Below are 15,473 nucleotides of genomic sequence, written 5' to 3'. Positions count from 1 at the left end.
TAACCCTTAATTACCAAGCATGGTTTTGTTAAGAATGTACATAATAAATTTGTTCTAAAAATAAGTTTAGGAGGGACTAGCATGAAAGTTCGTGATGTCATGACCAGCTCTGTTGATTGGGTGGGACCGAAGGCCTCGGTAGTTGAGGTGGCGCAATTGATGAAAAAAGAGGATGTTGGCTCAATTCCCATTTGTGATGACAATAAAGTGGTGGGCATCATTACAGATAGAGATATTGTGTTGAATGTTATTGCCCAGGGGCAAGATTGTAAAAATACTTTGGCCCAAGACATCATGAGCAGAAAAGTGGTAAGTGTTTCTTCTGATCAGGATGTTCATGAAGCGGCAGATTTAATGTCCAGATATCAGGTTAGACGGCTGCCTGTTGTGGATCAAGGCAGATTAGCAGGGATTTTGGCTATTGGGGATATGGCTGTCGAAAGGATTCATGTTAATGAGGCCGGGGATGCCCTGAGCGATATTTCGCAAGGCGCTCATCAAAATTGGAACTAAGGGAAAGGGTGATGCCTAATGGCCGAATTGCGTGATCGCATTGAGTTAGGAACCTGGGGAGCATTTCGAACCGGTTGGTGGGTCTTGCATGTTGTAGGTATCATAGTAGTTGGCTATATTGGTTTTTGGTTAGCCAAAATGTAATTTTTACAGTTAAAGGATCAGCAAATTCAGATCAAAGTAGTGTTGTGATAAATTCACACACTACTTTGTTTGTGATAGAATAAACTTAAATTTAGTTAAGGATGTGTTTAGTTTGACCATACATATCGGAGCAAAAGGTTATGCTCAAACAGTAGTGACTGCGGCGAATACTGCTAAGGCTATGGGAAGCGGCAGCTTGGAAGTATTTGCAACGCCTGCTATGGTTGCGCTCATGGAACAGGCAGCTGTAAACGCACTCGAATTGGCTGAAGGCCAGTCGAGCGTAGGGACGTCGTTGACTATCACTCACACTGCGGCAAGTCCTGTGGGAGTTAAAGTAACTGCGGCGGCAGAACTCCTAGAAATAGACCGCAGGCGTTTAGTCTTTGCAGTGGAAGCCAGTGACGAAGCCGGGCAGATCGGAGCGGGCAAGCACGAACGCTTCATTATTGATAGCGAACCCTTTTTAATCAAAGCCCGGAACCGGAATCAGAGGTCTTAACCGTGGAAGGTTTTTTTTCACTTCCGCGGGCAATAACAGTTGAACAAACCATTGAAAAATCCCGCTTTATTGGGGTTGGAGTGCCAGTTCAAACTATGGACGGAATAAATTCCGCAATGGTAAGAATTCGAGAAGAGTACCCCAATGCCCGTCATTATGTTTATGCTTATCGTTTGCATAAAGGTGCTGTTGAAAAAGCCTCTGATGACGGCGAACCGCAGGGAACCGGCGGCCGTCCGGTTTTAGATTTTCTTCAACACCAAAATGTCTGGAATGTTTTAGTGGTCGTGGTAAGATATTTTGGCGGGATACTTTTAGGCACAGGCGGGTTAACCAGGGCTTATGGCAGTACAGCCCGGCAAGTTTTTACCGATGTGGAATTAGTTAAATTGACTCTTTTTCATCGCTATCGTTTGTGTATACCCTATGATTGGTATGAACCGCTGAAATATCAATTCCATCAACGCCATTGGCCTATCCAAAATGAGGAATTTGGTGCTGCTGTAGAGCTTACGGTTTCTGTTCCTGAGACCCAAACTGAATTATTTAGACAATGGGTGGAAGACTTTACGCGCAAACAAGTAAAATTTCAAGACCAGGGCACTGTCTGGGGGTGAGGTTTGGCTTGAAGATTGAGAAAAGTTAGACTTTGGGAAAGTGAGTTTAATCACTAACTAAAGGCTGGGCAAATTCAGGAAGCTTAATCATCGACATGGATAAAATGAAATTTAAATCAGCAAGTCGTTTGAAAACTTCGCCTTTGGGCGGAGTTTTTTGTAACGGGAAATACAACACAACAGGCCTCAAAGGTATTAAACTAATCTTGAAAAGGTGATAAGTCTGCTTAATTATTCATAAACACTTTGATTCCGTCCTGTCTTTTTGGCTTTATAAAGAGCGCGGTCTGCGCGGGCGATTAAGCTGGTTGGTGAGTCGGAAGGGCGCCATAAAGTTACGCCGATGCTCACGGTAACTGATACTTCTTGATTTGTTTGAACATTAAGCACTCGTGTCTTTTCAACAACTTCTCTAATCTTTTCGCTGATGTGGAGCATGATTTTTTCCGTTGCTTCCGGTATCAGGACGACGAATTCTTCTCCTCCGTAACGGGCGATCAAGTCTTCCTCGCGCAAATTCTTGCGAAGTTCGCGAACAATGGTGACAAGTACGGTGTCACCGAATTGGTGACCATAACGGTCATTAAATTGCTTGAAATTATCGACGTCAATGATCAGCAAACCAAAGGTGACCGAGCGTTTTCGCCGTTGACAAAGTGAGATGTGTTCGCGCAGGCGTTTCTGAAAATAACGGTGGTTATAAATATGAGTTAAGCCATCCGTAATTGATTCGCGTTCAACAATAGCGTAAAGGAGGGCATTTCCGAGAGCAGATGAAGCATGGCCGGCTACAGTTTCCAAGAACTCCATTTGCTCCGAAGTAATTTCAGATTGACGAATAGCGTGTATGTTGATGCTCCCAATTTTATGCTGGGCATTCTGGAGCGGAAGGCAGCATATCCAATCCCAATCGAGCGGTTTTTGCGGTATGCGATAAAATGTTCCGCCTTCTGCTAACACTTGGTTAAGAAAGGAAAAATCAAGATAGGAAGGTATTAGCGGCGAAAGGGTACCGGAATCAAAAACGCCGATAACCTCGAAGTCCTGACTTTTTTCTTTATAAAGGCAAACGCTGGCTCGATCGATACTTATAAGTGAGACAATCGCGCTGATGATATTTGCTGCGATAATGCCTGTATCTAAGGAAGCGTTCAAAGCACGGGCAATATCCAATAAGACGTGTGTTTGCAGACGAATCTCTTCTAGTTGGTTCTCCAAACTTTCTATTTTCTGCCTTAGTCTAGTTTCGTCTTCTTGAATAGATGGCTGAGATTCTAACATAAAGATGCCCCCAAATTCAATGGTCTATGAGAAGCTGCTTGCTCAGACTGATCGATCGTAAAATTAAGATAAAGTTTATAGTGCCAAAAGGCTCTCCCAAAGCAAATACACAAATTTCTAGATAGTATTATAGTATTCTCTTTAACTTTTAAAAATCCTTCGCGCCGCTTGTCTTCATCTTGAGGTTTGCCTAGCAAACTATAGCCTTAGAAGAAGGAGAAAGTAAACTTCTGTCGAATCTTAAAATGGAGAATGTACTGGATGAGATGAAGGGAGGTCCCATATTCTGACATATGAACTTGTCGTTTTTTTGGGAAGTATTCCATTTATTTCGTTTATGATCCGGCGAGCTAACATTTGGGGCCTAAGCAAGCGGAGTGCCTTTTTTATAGGCATTATTCTGTGTGGGGATGTGATGGTGTTTCCTCGAGCCCTTCAATCCGGGCGGATAAGCTGGTGGTTTGTTTCCACGGCTGTTCTGATCTTCGTGGGTGCTTTCTGGCCGAGTATCATAAAAGTTAAGCTGCGACCTAAAAAGTATTCCCAAACAAACAACAATGCGGAAACAAGGAATAACCAGGAAATAATTGAACAAATTAAGGTGAACCCAATAAATCCGGAGGACAAAGATGGCGCCGTCGCAAAGGAAATTGTCGATTTAGAGTCTACGGAAGTTTTAGAGACTGTTAAAATATTAGATGGGATTGATGCAGAGGACGTGGCGGTTGACAATGAGGAAGAGGAACCGTGTATTTTGGAGGGTTCTCGCGAATTGTTATCCATAGATGAACTTTTGGAGTTAGGCTTTAAAGAAAAGTATGCCGAGAATTTTGCCCAGGCCGCCGCTTATTTCCTGCAGGCTTTAGCTTTGGAGCCTGAACCCGATACGGCCTTTTATTTAATTTTAGATTGTCATTGGCTGGGCAAAAATATTGGTGAATCTGATCGTTTACTTCCTCAAATTATGGTTTATGCCCATAACTATTTTTCACAGTTTAGCGCCGATTTACAACGTCAATTTGAGGTCTGGTTAAGTAAAGAAGATCTCGATAAATATTTTAAATAGGGGGCTGGTTTATAAATGAAACCATCAAAAGAAATTATTGGGTTAAGAATTATTAGTATCTCAGATGGTACACAAATAGGTGTCGTGAAGGATTTTGTTCTTAACCCACAAGGGAAAACGTTAGACTTTGTGATTGTTGATCAGCCCACGGATTATTTTGGCGCCAAGATCATTGCTTTTGCGGATATTTTAGGTTTGGGCGAATTTGCCATTACTATTCCTCATCCCGGAGTGATTCAAGATGTTGCCCAAAATGTTGAAGCCCAGAAGCTGTTGAATTTAAGCACCCGTGTTATAGGGACTAAAGTATTGACTAAAAAGGGACAGCTGATTGGAGAAGTTACGGAAATTCTGATTGATGAAGAAACAGGCCGAATTGCCAAGTGTATTTTTGAAGCTGATGGGGCGGGGCAAGAAATTGAAGCTGAGCAAGTAATTACTTTAGGCAAAGAATTGCTGATTGTGGAAGGCTCTCCTGCACTGGTCAGGGAGGAGACCAGGCAGCCGGAAAGTGTGGACTCGGACCTTTCTCAAACCGCAGCCTTTGAATCTGAACTTGAATCCGAACCTGAACCCGATTCAGAGCCTGAAGAAGAGCCTGTTTCCCAAGAAACTGAGGTAGAAGCAGGATTTAATCTTTTTGAACAACGTCAATTGCAATATTTTATCGGCAAAGGGGTTGAGAAAGATATCATCCTGGACAATGGAGATGTTTTGAGGGCAGGTGAACAAATAACACCGGGAATGATAGCCTTTATTAAGACGAGAAGCACTTTGATGGAAATTACCTCCCACTTACAGAAAAATTAAGGAACTAAAAAACAGATGAAAAAGGCTGGGTTCATTCTGACTGCGCTACTGGTTCAATTCTGTGTAACCTTAAGCCTGGGAAGCGTTGTGGCCTATGGAAGCACACATGATCGGGCGCCGTCAGGTTTAACAATTTGGGGTCAGGACTTTTCCGGTTTAAGTCGAGCCGAAGTTGCCTCTAAATTAAAAGAGGAGATACCGGATGCTGTCATCTATCAAGGGAAGGTTTTTCCCCTGAAATTAGATCGATCTTATACTAAAATCGACAGCTGGCTAGACTCAATCTTCCCTCACACTTCAGGGGTTTGGCTTGTGGATGTTTTGCAAAGTTTAACTCGTAAACCGGTTTTGAAGCCGAACCTGGATTTAGATCAAGAAGACATAGTTAGTCAATTAAAGACAATAAGTACACAGATTAATAAACCAATGCTTCCGGCCACTATTTCCTATGCCAATCGTCACTTGGACAAGACAGCCGGAGAAAGAGGCCTGAATTTAGATATTGAAGCAACTTGGCAGAAAATTGCTGGCGAACATTTACACAAACAAGTTGAAGCGGTGGTTCGGGCAATCCCGGTTCAGCCTGATCCAATAAAGATTGCTGAGGTTAAGGATGTCTTGGGGGATTATACCACTTATTTTAACCCAGAAGATGCTCCCCGAACTAAAAATGTGCGTTTAGCGGCCAATGCCTTGGATAATCATCTGATTGCACCCGGTGAGATTTTTTCATTTAACAATGTTGTGGGAGAACGGACGGAAGCCGTAGGATACCTGCCTGCCTATATTTTTGTGGATCAAGAAGTGGTTAAAGGAGATGGCGGAGGTGTCTGTCAGGATTCCAGCACATTATTTCAAGCTGTACGCCAGGCAAAATTGAAAGTGGAGGAGAAGCATAGTCACTCTTTGCCTGTATCTTATGTATTAAAGGGGCAAGATGCCACCGTCGCTTATGGGCTGCTGGATTTTCGTTTCCAAAACGATACAGGCGGTTATCTGCTAATCAGTGCGCGCGCAGTTGATAATTCGTTGAGAATCCGTCTGTTCGGGGTGGCTGATGCTTCCCACCCTGTCCTTGCGGAACCGGATGGTTATCCAATACGCCCCAGCGATTCAGACACAGATCTAAAGTAGCTTTCCTAGGTTAAGATTGATAGGCGGAACAAATATTTTGGGATCTTAGCGAGGCTCCCTAGTCAAAAAGGTACCAAGGCCTTAGACTAGGGAGCGCTCTATTTTCCGGTCAGAGAATATAGTATATACTAAAAGCACTAGATTACTTTAATTTGCTTCTTACACATACTGATAAATTAGTTTAACAGCCACCAAGAGAGACATTGTGATAAAAATAGGCTTTACAAGGACGGCACCCCGGCGTATGGCGAGTCTTGTACCGACCAGAGAACCGAAAATCATGAAAAGAGCCATGGGAATTCCGTATGAAAAAAGAATTTTGCCGTTCCAGGCAAATAATAAAAGTGAAACAAAATTACTGCCGAAGTTTAACACTTTGGAATTTGCCGAAGCAGTGACGAAATCGAAACCGAAAAAGGCAATAAAAGAGAATATTAAGAAAGAGCCTGTCCCCGGCCCGAAGAAGCCGTCGTAGAATCCCAAGGCCAAAGCGAAAAAACAACCCACGCCTAGATTAAAGGGATGTAATCCTTGAAATTTATTTTCCATGCCTAGATTTTTGTGAAGCAAAGTATAAATTCCAACGATTAAAATCAAAACTAAAACCGCTTTATTCAGGAACTCGGAACTGACACTGAGTACAGCCCAAACTCCAAGTGCTGCCCCAATAAAAGTAAACGGTATTTGCCACTTAACTAAGGAGGTATGGACTTTACCGGAACGCGCAAAGGTAATGGAACTGTTTAAGGAAGCCATGGAAGCCGCAAATTTGTTGGTTCCCAGGGCCAGATGAGGAGGAACCCCAATCATTAGCAGGGCGGGAAGACTTATGAGACCGCCGCCTCCGGCAATTGCGTCGATAGCCGCAGCTAAAAAGCCCAGAATACAGATAATGAAAAGATTAAGCCACATACCGATACCTCGCTTATGCCAATTTAAACGTACGCCTCTTCAAGTATACCCCCAGGGCTCAAATTCGTCATCATATTTCCGTAACTCAAAGTAATTCAGCAGGTTTAGAGAAAGGAGCCAATATCTAAGTGCGGCAAATAAGTGTCAAGACATTAACAATTGGTGATATTTTGGGAAAGACCATTTATTCAAGCTCAGGAAGAGTTCTCTTAGGTAAAGGGGTTAAGCTGACTTCTTTGTATATTGCCAAATTAAGGGACATGGGAATTTCCATTGTCTATATCGAAGATGAGCGCTTTAATGATGTCGTGGTTGAAGATGTTATTTCTGAAGAACATCGGCGTGAAGCGATGGAGATCTTGGAAAAAAGCACTCGGGCCGTTCGTTTAGGCAAGGATCTTAATGGCTTCGAATTAAAAAGGGTAATCAACAATATTGTTCAAGAGATACTATTCAAAAAAGATATTCTTGTGAATATGATGGATATGCGCAGTTTGGACAACCAAATGTTTGCCCATTCCGTGAATGTATGTGTGCTTGCTACGGTTCTGGGCAAGGCCATGTTTTTAGAGCAGGAGAAACTTGAATCCTTGGCAATTGGAGCGCTATTGCATGATATCGGCAAAGTCCAGCTAGATCCGAAGCTCATCAATGAGGTGGATAATTTAACTCCCGAAGAAGTAGAATTGCTTAAAACGCATACCACTCTCGGCTTTGACGACCTCAGGAAACGCAAGGACCTTAATTTAGTTATCGCCCATATTGCTTTTCAGCATCATGAGCACATGAACGGCACAGGGTATCCAAGGCGTCTCAAAGAAGGAGAGATTCATCCTTTGGCCCAAATCGTGGGGATAGTCGATCTCTATGACAAGTTCACTTCAGACCATAGTGGTGTGAAACGTGTAATGCCGCATGAGGCCTGTGAGATTCTCATGGGACTGGCCGGGAGCCTCTATCCTTTGGAAATGGTGCGCCTTTTTCTCAGGAACATTGCCGCTTATCCAACCGGAGTTACGGTGAAATTAAACACGGGTGAAATCGGGGTTGTTGTCGATCAGAATTTGAGCATGCCTGTCCGGCCGGTTGTTCGAGTCTTTGATGAATCGGAATTCGGTTTGAACACCGCTAAAGAATATGATATGGTGGAAAAACGAACCATATTTATTGAGGAAGTTATCTCTTAATACGACGATGGAGGAATCGAGGAGAGAATGACCAATATTTCGAATTCAGAGTTTATCTTTGAAGCTTTGCAGAAAGAGTTCCCGGGAGCTCACTGTGAGCTGGAGTTTCAAACTCCTTTTGAACTTTTAATTGCAACCATGTTATCTGCCCAATGCACTGATGAGAGGGTAAACCAGGTCACCGCCGTCTTATTTTCCGAGGCGAATACGCCTGAGGGCATTATAGCCCTGGGGTTAAAAGAACTGGAAAACAAAATCCATTCGCTGGGACTTTATCATAATAAAGCAAAAAATATCCTGGCCGCTTCTCAAATTCTTAGTGACGAATATGGGGGAAAGGTTCCGGAAGATATAGAATTGCTAAGGAGACTTCCCGGTGTAGGGCGTAAAACAGCGAATGTGGTCGTGAGCAATGCCTTTGGCATTCCGGCTTTAGCGGTTGATACCCATGTTTTTCGAGTGGCTCACCGTTTGGGATTAGCCGCAGGGAACACTCCGGAAAAGGTTGAACAAGAGTTAATGGAGGCTTTTCCGCGCGAGCGTTGGTCGACGCTTCATCACCTTTTGATCTTTTTGGGCAGGAGAATCTGTGCCGCCCGAAAGCCAAATTGTGCAGAGTGTCCTGTCGCAGCCGTTTGCAAGATGTTTCAGGAGGATATTGCCGAACCATAACCGTTATTACGGGCAGTGCCTGATTCCCGCGAGAAGGAAATTTACGTCAGAGGAGAATAGGATAGGCAAGTCCATCAGAAAATAGAAAGGGTCGATATGCATGAAATTTGTACGTTTTATGAATCGCAAAGACGAAGTTGGTTTTGGCGTAGTAACTGGAGAAAAAATTCAACTGCTGGATAGAACTTTTTTAGACCCTAACCGTCAACTGACTGATAACCTTTTAGACCTTAAAGAAGTTCGTTTATTAGCTCCGGTTGAGCCAAGCAAAGTAGTCTGTGTCGGTTTAAATTATGCATTGCACATCGAAGAATTGGGTCATTCCTTACCTGATGACCCTGTTATATTTATCAAACCCCCAACCAGTGTGATTGGACCCGGAGTGAAAATTATTCATCCTAAAATCAGTCAGCGTATGGATTTTGAAGCTGAATTAGCAGTGGTTATTGGTAAAAGGGTTAAAGATGTGACAGAGGAGGAAGCAACAAAGGCTATTTTTGGCTATACTTGTGCTAATGATGTCACTGCAAGAGATTTGCAAAAAAAAGACGGTCAATGGACCCGGGCTAAATCGTTTGATACCTTTTGCCCAATAGGTCCTTGGATTGTTTCAGATATTGATCCGAGTGCCTTGGACATTCAACTTTTACTGAATGGCGATGTTAAGCAGTCCTCGAATACGAAATACTTTATTACGCCAATACCTAAATTGATCAGCTTTATATCTCAGGTCATGACGCTCTATCCGGGAGATGTGGTGTTAACAGGTACCCCGGAAGGAGTTGGACCGATGCAGCCTGGAGATGAAGTCGTTGTAAAAATTCCGGCTATTGGAGAGCTGCACAACCCTATTGCCTTGTAGGCCCGGTCAGTAATTAAGACATTCATATCCGGAATGGATATAATCTTATGGGGGTATTCGCATGATTCGCATTGGACATAACCCTAATACAAATATGCTGCCGATGTTTTACTTTTTACCTAAAGATCATCCGCTTCTGGAGTCAGTCACGGCGGAACCCACCGGGCATAATGCCATGTTGGCCGATGGCCGGATCGATATGGCGCCAATCAGCGCTTTTTCCTACGGTGAGCATTGGCAGGATTATATGATCCTGCCGAACTTATCCGTTTCTACCAAAGGACGCGTCGGATCTATCCTTTTGTTTTCTAAAGTCCCGTTAGAGAATTTAGGAGGATTGACTGTGGCTTTGACCGATATGTCGGCGACATCTGTCAACCTGACGAAGATATTACTTCACCGGTTTTATAGAGTTGTTCCGGAATATATTACAATGACTTCCAATTTACAGGCTATGTTCGCTAAAGCGGATGCGGCACTCCTAATTGCTGATTCCGCCATCCAGGCGGCGCAAAAACAGCCCGATTGCTTTATTTATGATCTTGGTGCCGAATGGTTAAAACAGACAGGTCATTCTATGACTTATGCAGTTTGGGCTTTTCCTAAAAAGCTGCTTGCCCGCCAGTCGGCGGAACTTAAGACGGTTTATCATTTGTTATTAGAGGCTAAATCAGAGGCACTTAATAACATAGGAGATATTGTTATGGCCTGCCAAAGGATGCTAGGGGGATCTTTAGAGTTTTGGCAGGATTATTTTGCTCAGTTTCACTACGATTTAGATACCACGATAATGGCGGGACTGCAAAAATATTTGGATTTGTGTTACGAGCAGCATCTGTTGCCAAGCCGTCCGGTTATCGAGTTTTGGCCTCAGGAGTGACCTATGGAATATTGGGTGTATCTTGCCTGTTGTGGTGATAATACGCTCTACACAGGAGCAACTACAGACCTCAAACGGAGAATGCGGGAACATAACGGAGAAAGCACTCGAAAGCAAGGAGCCAAATATACGGCGTCCCACCTTCCCGTATTCTTAGCTCAGGCCTGGGCGGTGGATACCTGGAGTGATGCTTTGCGCTTAGAGTATGCCATCAAGAGATGCAGGCGTGGGGAAAAGATCCGTTTGATTGAAGAACCTTGGGAAATTAAGCAAATTGCCGAGAAACGAAAGCTTACGTTTAGAATTTCAATAGTAACTCAAGAAATTACCCAGCAAGTTAAATGATTTCAGGATGATCAATGCTAGGATTTTGGAGCGGCAAAATGAGTGCTCTATACGCGTTATGAAGGGGGAGTTGATGACTTTGAGAATAGCCTTAATTGCCCATGATGAAAAAAAGGCTGAAATGATAGAGTTTGCCAAAACTCATAAAGAACTTTTGGCGCAGTGCCAGTTAACGGCGACGGGAACAACCGGCAAACTGATTCGGCAGCACGTGGGATTGGCGGTGACGGCCCTTTTATCAGGCCCTATCGGAGGAGATCAGCAAATTGGCAGTCTTGTCGCCACACAGAATTTAGATATGATTATTTTCCTGCGGGACCCTTTAACGGCTCAAGCTCATGAACCGGACATTGCCGCTTTATTGCGGGTTTGTGATGTTCACAATGTCCCCCTGGCGACAAACCGTCAAAGTGCGGAAATATTAATGGCTTATGTAAAACTTTGTTTAGAAGCGGCCGGGCACCAGGTTGAGCATACTCATTAAGTTGTAAGAAATAAAGAAATGCTTAAAGGTCGGAACTGTTAAACCTAGGCAGTTCCCTTAATTTTAGAGTTGAATTAAAAAACTCCGCTTGGTACAGGCGGAGTTTTCTTTACCGGATTTTATGTTGAGATGACTTGCTGTGAGTTTAAATCTTTTTGACATTGCGTATGTATAGCTTAAAACTTTAAGCTTTAAGCTATACATTATAGGTGCTGCCCCCCAGAAATTCCCGGAGAATAGAAGTAAAGGGAATCGTAGAGACGTCCAAGGGACTGAAAAAAGAAAGTAAGGTCAGGAGATGGGTTGCCGTTTTATAGTACGCACAGTCTGGAGTTATGGAACCAAGCAACTGTTCGGCATAGGGGCGTAAAGCATTTAGTTCGTATAAAAGGCTGGAGTTGAACATGACGTCTGCTTCTTCCTGATAGGGGAAGATATTGTTGTTTTCTCCGCGCCGCACACTCTCCCATTGACCGAGTGTCCGTTCAGGATTAATGCCGCGAAACTGGTTGTCTCTGACGATACGGCGGATAAGCCGCACTTCTGTGGTAGGGACTCGGTTATAGTTATCAATGTTGAGTTCAAATAAGGCGCTGACATAGATCTTAAACATTTGGTTGCGATCAAGGGAAGGGACTAAACAAGGATTGAGAGCATGAATTCCTTCAATAACCAGAATCTCGTCGGAACTCAGGTGCATTGACTTGCCAACGGGGGACCGCCGGCCGTTGACAAAATCATAAATTGGGGTTTCGACATTTTCCCCTCGAATGAGAGCATTCAAATGAGCTGCCAGTAAGGGCAGATCTAAGGCGTTTAAGGACTCGAAATCATATTGACCATTGGCGTCAAGAGGAGTTTCGTCACGGGAAAGGAAGTAATTGTCGAGGGAAAGGGCCAGGGGACGCAGGCCATTGACCCGAAGCTGGGTTGACAATCGTTGGGCGAAGGTCGTTTTTCCCGAAGAAGAGGGGCCGGATATCAGGATAAGGCGGATATTGCACCGCTGCTCAAAGATCCGGTCGGCAATGGAGGATATTTTCTTCTCGTGCAAGGCTTCGGCCAGGCAGATAAGGTCTTGCGAGCCGTCAGCGGAGATGATCGAATTTACATCCTGCACCTTGGCCAGATGCAAATTCTCCAGCCAGCGCTGGGTTTCGGAAAAGGTTGCGGAAAGCTTTTCCGGAGGCACAAAGGGAGCCAGTGTTTCGGGATGGTTGGCGTTAGGAAATAGCAGGATAAAACCGGGAGGAAAATGGATCAATTGAAAGTACTTTAAGGAGCCTGCCCGTTCGAGAGGGGGATAAATCGTTTTTATTTCAAGACTGTCAAAACTGCAATGATATAAGCGATCCGGCCCTTTTTCGTAAGAAATGGCTTGATCGGCGTCTACCCAACGCTTTAAATCCTCCTCTATCTTGGCGACTTCTCTTGAGGAAAGTATGGAGTCGTCGAGCTCACAATAAACTCCGTCAAGTATGGAGTGAGTAATTTTAAGCTGTTCGCTTGGAAATAGTTTTTTGACCACACCAATGAGACCAAGAATTAGACTCTGACGATATCTGCGTATTGAGTAATCAGACATCTAGGCACCGCCTTTCCATGAGATAGATTGTAATTATGATATTCAACACGATAGCACAACTTTCCTTCGCCAAAATGAGGAAATTGCTCTGAATTTATAAATCACGGGAATAGGGTTGTCAATTAAGAAGGAATTTACTCGCTTACAGCGAATATACTGCGAATAGATTGTAAATAAATAAAAAAATTAAGGTCAAGGAGGGGAATGAGATGTACGAAAGCACACGCGGTAATTTATCTGGTCAGAGCGCTTCTCAAGCGATAGCCTTAGGCATGGTGCCAAGCGGAGGACTTTTTGTTCCTGCAACGTTTCCCACCTTGGATTGGCAGGAACTGCGAGGATTAGCCTATCGTGAGGTAGCCAAACGCGTAATGATGCCCTATTTGACGGATTTTTCCGAGTCCACGCTTGATGAAATCATAAGTATTTATTCCGAAAAAACGTTTGATGGCCCCAATCCGGCACCTTTAGTTTCTGTCGGCAATTTTGGGGTGCTTGAACTTTGGCATGGTCCGACTTCCGCTTTTAAGGACATGGCCTTACAAGTATTGCCCGACTTATTGAAAGTCAGCCTAAAGCAAATTGATCTTGACGCGGAAGTTCTGATCTTAGTGGCAACCTCCGGGGATACGGGAAAAGCGGCTTTGGAGGGATTCAAAAACAGGGAAGGTATGCATATCGTCGTCTTTTATCCCGACGGCGGCGTCAGTCATGTACAAGAGCGCCAGATGACAACGACGGAAGGGGCTAATACCCATGTCATGGCGGTAAAAGGCAACTTTGATCAATGTCAGGCAGCTGTTAAGAAAATGTTCGCTTCGGAATCCTTAAAAGCTCGCTTGTGGGAAAAGAGGCTGGTCTTTTCTTCGGCGAATTCTATTAACTGGGGGCGGCTTTTGCCGCAAATTGTTTATTATTTTTGGGCCTATTTACAAGCTGTGGAACAGGGAAAGGTCAATCCGGGTGCCGCCGTTAATGTGGTTGTTCCCACCGGGAATTTTGGGAATTTACTAGCGGCCTATTATGCCAAACGAATGGGTTTACCCATTGCTAAGATAGTCTGTGCTTCCAATAAAAACAATGTTTTGGCCAATTTCTTTGCCACAGGAGAATATCAGAGCCAACGTGACTTTTTTCAGACGATTTCTCCTTCGATGGATATTCTTGTTTCCAGTAATTTTGAGCGCTTCTTGTATGAAATGAGCGGACGAAACGCCGACTCCATAAAAGAGTGGTATAATCCGAAAAATCAAGGAAGCTTTAAAGTTGATCCCCTGACTCTCCAAAACTGTCAGGACGTGGTCTATGCGGGATGGGCTGATGAAGAGGAGACTTTGGCAACGATTGCACGTAGCTTTAAAATGTACCGCTATGTTTTTGATCCCCACACGGCGGTGGGGGTGAAAGTCTATGAGGACTATTATGCCGAAAGCCGGGATCAAAGGTTTACGATAATTGCTTCTACTGCCAGCCCCTTTAAATTTGCTCCGAGTGTTTTAATTGGCCTGGAGGGTATTCCGGAGAAGCCCAGAGACGAATGGCAAGCCTTGGAGGATTTAAGTCGCCTAACAGGTTGGCCAATCCCTTCGGGACTGCAATCCTTGGACAAAAAGAAAGCCAGAAGAGTAGAGTTGTATTCAGCGGCTGGAATTGAGGAAGCTTTACTGAAATTATTCGCTTAAACATTATGATCTTTGGGAAAAACAATTTAGGACCATGATGTCGCCGTAGTTGGCGGCATCGTTTTTATACTCTTGCTTAAAGTTGAGGTGGAATGATGAGCGTCGAAAAAGTTTTTTGGGCAGATCCCTATCAAACGCAATTAGCAGCAAATGTTACAAGTATTTCCGGCAATATAATTACGCTTGATAAGACGATTGCTTATGCTTTTTCCGGCGGGCAGGCTTCAGATCAAGGTACGATCAATGGACATAAGATATTGGCGGCTCAAAAAGTAGGAAAGGAAATTTATTATTCTCTAGCAGGTCCCCTTGATCTAAACGTTGATGATGAAGTAAGGATAGAAATTGATTGGAAGATCCGCTATAGGATTATGAGACTTCATTTTGCCGCGGAAATTATACTGGAACTTGTGAATCAGCTTTTCGATAAGCCGGAAAAGATTGGAGCTAATATTACAGACGCCAAAGCCCGAATCGATTTCGTCTGGCAGGGGAATATTTCCGGGATTTTTCCGCGCCTGCTGGAGGAAGCCAATCGTCTTATTGCCTTGGATTTGAAGATCACGAGTGAATTCAGTGACAAAGAATCAGAAAGACGATTTTGGGAAGTCAAAGATTTGGGCAAGGTTTCTTGCGGGGGAACCCATCTTAGGACTACGGGCGAGGTTGGGGAGATTAAATTAAAGAGAGAGAATATCGGAAAAAACAGAGAGCGCATTGAGATTGTGCTGGTGTAGTCTTTAAACTAAAGGAGCCTTCCTACTCCAAAATTATGGGCAGGAAGGCTTTTGGCATTA

18 protein-coding genes are annotated in these 15,473 nt (G+C 43.9%); 15 read left to right on the top strand and 3 right to left on the bottom strand.

Features of this window, described 5'->3' with window-relative positions:
• The first annotated feature begins 81 nt into the window (after positions 1-81).
• The 4 genes from REC12_RS20525 to REC12_RS20510 all read left to right on the top strand — a co-directional run bounded on the left by REC12_RS20525 (position 82) and on the right by REC12_RS20510 (position 1,776).
• A complete protein-coding gene (locus tag REC12_RS20525) occupies positions 82-513 on the top strand; it encodes a CBS domain-containing protein (RefSeq protein WP_308897658.1) in 432 nt (143 codons plus the stop codon).
• Between the two features lie 18 nt (positions 514-531).
• The gene (locus REC12_RS20520; RefSeq protein ID WP_308897657.1) at positions 532-657 is read left to right on the top strand and encodes a hypothetical protein; all 126 of its coding nucleotides are present in this window, start codon (positions 532-534) and stop codon (positions 655-657) included.
• A 112-nt stretch (positions 658-769) separates the two neighbouring features.
• Positions 770-1,159: a thioesterase family protein gene (locus tag REC12_RS20515; RefSeq protein WP_308897656.1), complete on the top strand. Its 390-nt coding sequence runs from the start codon at positions 770-772 to the stop codon at positions 1,157-1,159.
• A 2-nt stretch (positions 1,160-1,161) separates the two neighbouring features.
• On the top strand, positions 1,162-1,776 hold the full coding sequence (locus REC12_RS20510; RefSeq protein ID WP_308897655.1) for an IMPACT family protein: 615 nt from the start codon (positions 1,162-1,164) through the stop codon (positions 1,774-1,776).
• Positions 1,777-2,007: 231 nt separating this feature from the next.
• Here REC12_RS20510 and REC12_RS20505 read toward each other — a convergent pair whose 3' ends face one another.
• Entirely contained in the window at positions 2,008-3,057 is a 1,050-nt protein-coding gene (locus REC12_RS20505) for a sensor domain-containing diguanylate cyclase (protein WP_308897654.1), read from the bottom strand.
• 415 nt (positions 3,058-3,472) lie between these two features.
• Here REC12_RS20505 and REC12_RS20500 point away from each other — a divergent pair, with 415 nt between their 5' ends.
• The 3 genes from REC12_RS20500 to REC12_RS20490 are packed head-to-tail and all read left to right on the top strand — an operon-like array spanning position 3,473 to position 6,067.
• Positions 3,473-4,123, top strand: coding sequence for a hypothetical protein (locus tag REC12_RS20500; RefSeq protein ID WP_308897653.1), 651 nt, complete (start codon positions 3,473-3,475; stop codon positions 4,121-4,123).
• Between the two features lie 15 nt (positions 4,124-4,138).
• Positions 4,139-4,933 carry a PRC-barrel domain-containing protein gene (locus tag REC12_RS20495; protein WP_308897652.1) on the top strand — a complete coding sequence of 265 codons (795 nt, stop codon included), beginning with the start codon at positions 4,139-4,141 and terminating at the stop codon, positions 4,931-4,933.
• 15 nt (positions 4,934-4,948) lie between these two features.
• Positions 4,949-6,067 (top strand): VanW family protein, encoded by a 1,119-nt coding sequence (locus tag REC12_RS20490; protein WP_308897651.1) that lies wholly within the window; start codon positions 4,949-4,951, stop codon positions 6,065-6,067.
• A gap of 159 nt (positions 6,068-6,226) precedes the next feature.
• Here REC12_RS20490 and REC12_RS20485 read toward each other — a convergent pair whose 3' ends face one another.
• Positions 6,227-6,979 (bottom strand): TSUP family transporter, encoded by a 753-nt coding sequence (locus REC12_RS20485; RefSeq protein ID WP_308897650.1) that lies wholly within the window; start codon positions 6,977-6,979, stop codon positions 6,227-6,229.
• A 128-nt stretch (positions 6,980-7,107) separates the two neighbouring features.
• Between REC12_RS20485 and REC12_RS20480 the strand changes: the two genes are divergently transcribed.
• From REC12_RS20480 to REC12_RS20455, 6 genes are all read left to right on the top strand, one after another.
• Positions 7,108-8,166 (top strand): HD-GYP domain-containing protein, encoded by a 1,059-nt coding sequence (locus REC12_RS20480; RefSeq protein WP_308897649.1) that lies wholly within the window; start codon positions 7,108-7,110, stop codon positions 8,164-8,166.
• A gap of 27 nt (positions 8,167-8,193) precedes the next feature.
• Entirely contained in the window at positions 8,194-8,838 is a 645-nt protein-coding gene (gene nth, locus REC12_RS20475; RefSeq protein ID WP_308897648.1) for an endonuclease III, read from the top strand.
• Between the two features lie 100 nt (positions 8,839-8,938).
• A complete protein-coding gene (locus tag REC12_RS20470) occupies positions 8,939-9,700 on the top strand; it encodes a fumarylacetoacetate hydrolase family protein (RefSeq protein WP_308897647.1) in 762 nt (253 codons plus the stop codon).
• 61 nt (positions 9,701-9,761) lie between these two features.
• Positions 9,762-10,580 (top strand): menaquinone biosynthetic enzyme MqnA/MqnD family protein, encoded by an 819-nt coding sequence (locus REC12_RS20465; protein ID WP_308897646.1) that lies wholly within the window; start codon positions 9,762-9,764, stop codon positions 10,578-10,580.
• Positions 10,581-10,583: 3 nt separating this feature from the next.
• Positions 10,584-10,925, top strand: coding sequence for a GIY-YIG nuclease family protein (locus REC12_RS20460; RefSeq protein WP_308897645.1), 342 nt, complete (start codon positions 10,584-10,586; stop codon positions 10,923-10,925).
• A 79-nt stretch (positions 10,926-11,004) separates the two neighbouring features.
• Positions 11,005-11,409: a methylglyoxal synthase gene (locus REC12_RS20455; RefSeq protein ID WP_308897732.1), complete on the top strand. Its 405-nt coding sequence runs from the start codon at positions 11,005-11,007 to the stop codon at positions 11,407-11,409.
• Between the two features lie 196 nt (positions 11,410-11,605).
• Here the strand turns inward: REC12_RS20455 and REC12_RS20450 are convergent, their stop codons facing one another.
• Positions 11,606-12,994, bottom strand: a complete 1,389-nt coding sequence (locus REC12_RS20450; RefSeq protein WP_308897644.1) for a uridine kinase family protein — start codon at positions 12,992-12,994, stop codon at positions 11,606-11,608.
• Between the two features lie 209 nt (positions 12,995-13,203).
• Here REC12_RS20450 and thrC point away from each other — a divergent pair, with 209 nt between their 5' ends.
• Both thrC and REC12_RS20440 read left to right on the top strand, forming a co-directional pair.
• Positions 13,204-14,676, top strand: coding sequence for a threonine synthase (thrC, locus tag REC12_RS20445; RefSeq protein WP_308897643.1), 1,473 nt, complete (start codon positions 13,204-13,206; stop codon positions 14,674-14,676).
• Between the two features lie 92 nt (positions 14,677-14,768).
• A complete protein-coding gene (locus REC12_RS20440; protein ID WP_308897642.1) occupies positions 14,769-15,413 on the top strand; it encodes an alanyl-tRNA editing protein in 645 nt (214 codons plus the stop codon).
• Positions 15,414-15,473 lie beyond the last annotated feature (60 nt).

It is taken from the genome of Candidatus Desulfosporosinus nitrosoreducens, assembly GCF_030954495.1.
Classification (GTDB): Bacteria; Bacillota; Desulfitobacteriia; order Desulfitobacteriales; family Desulfitobacteriaceae; genus Desulfosporosinus; species Desulfosporosinus nitrosoreducens.
This window is presented reverse-complemented; position numbering and strand designations above follow the sequence as displayed.